This window comes from Nocardia sp. NPDC046763 (assembly GCF_040645495.1).
Classification (GTDB): Bacteria; Actinomycetota; Actinomycetes; order Mycobacteriales; family Mycobacteriaceae; genus Nocardia.
The window spans coordinates 1-1,062 of sequence record NZ_JBEYYI010000105.1 but is presented as its reverse complement, the minus strand read 5'-3'; the positions used below and the strand labels follow the sequence as shown (position 1 = coordinate 1,062).

The following is a 1,062-nucleotide window of genomic DNA, read 5'->3' as shown; positions in this document are numbered from 1 at the left end:
GATGGCGAGATTGGGATCGAGCCCCATCAGCACGGGCGCAACGAAACTCGCGCCGAACATGGCCACCACGTGTTGCGCGCCCAACCCGAAGGTGCGCGGCCACGACAGCCGCTCGTCCGGCCGCACCACCGCCCCCGGCGCGGGAGTGCGCCCGTCGCCGTGCACCTTCCAGCGGACACCCAGATCCATGAAACCGCCCGCTTTCTCCCGAAGGCCCGAAACACGTCCGCGGCCATCCTAATCAGAGCAAACGCCCAGCTCCCGCCGCGCTCCCCACCCTGTCCGCCGAGCCCGGCCGATGCGGTGCGAGTACACCGGGCCGGCCCGAAGGGCGGTCTTCACACCTCTGGGCAATGTCCCGCAACCCCGCCCGGCTCAGGGCAGACCGTAGCGGTGCCGGACGGCGGCGGGCAGGGCGTACGGGTTCGGGGCATCCCCTCGCGGCGGTGCCAAGTCATCGTGTGGCTCAGTAGTTTTCGACGACTCCGGGACCGGTCGCATCAAGAGACGCCAGGCGGTCGCCACCGCGGGATCGGCGGTGAGTTCACCTCGCAGGCGATCGGCGCATTCGAGCGCGTGCGCGAGTGCCTGCTCATGCGCGCGCGAAATCGCCTGTGCCATCCGCGAATCCGGTAGCTCCAGGGCGGCGATGCGGCCGTCCGCGGCGACCACGATCCGCACCCCGTCCACGTCGGCGCGAGCCCGCACGCCGTCGATGGCGTCCTGTACCCGCCGGGCCTTGCGGGCTATCTCCTCGAACCGGCCCTCCACCGATCTCGACATGCACGCAGTGTAGGAATCCCGGCCGAAATGACGTGGCATCCCGGCAACTTCGCGCACTCTGCGGAGGTCAGGGCTGGACGCGGATCTGCTGCATCATGTCGTGGTCGGCATGGTCGAGGTTGTGACAGTGCCACACATAGCCGTGGATCTCCGGGGTGTCCGCCATACCGCCCGCCATGCCGGCACCGGTGGGCGCCATGGCCTCCGCGCCGGGCGGCACCTGGACCGCCGCATCGGGATCGAAGCCGAGCTCCGCGACCGACGGCCACTTCACCAGGA

At 70.1% G+C, this 1,062-nt stretch carries 1 protein-coding gene and 2 pseudogenes; all 3 read right to left on the bottom strand.

The window, feature by feature from the left end:
• A pseudogene (locus tag ABZ909_RS43710) lies at positions 1–189 on the bottom strand (nitrate reductase); the annotation flags it as partial.
• A 186-nt stretch (positions 190–375) separates the two neighbouring features.
• Complete coding sequence (locus ABZ909_RS43705) at positions 376–783, bottom strand: hypothetical protein (protein ID WP_357012419.1); 408 nt, start codon at positions 781–783, stop codon at positions 376–378.
• A 67-nt stretch (positions 784–850) separates the two neighbouring features.
• Positions 851–1,062: pseudogene (locus ABZ909_RS43700) on the bottom strand (copper oxidase); the annotation flags it as partial.

Coding starts and splice junctions, on each gene's coding strand:
- ABZ909_RS43705 (WP_357012419.1), bottom strand. CDS start 783: ATGTCGAGATCGGTGGAGGGCCGGTTCGAGGAGATAGCCCGCAAGGCC.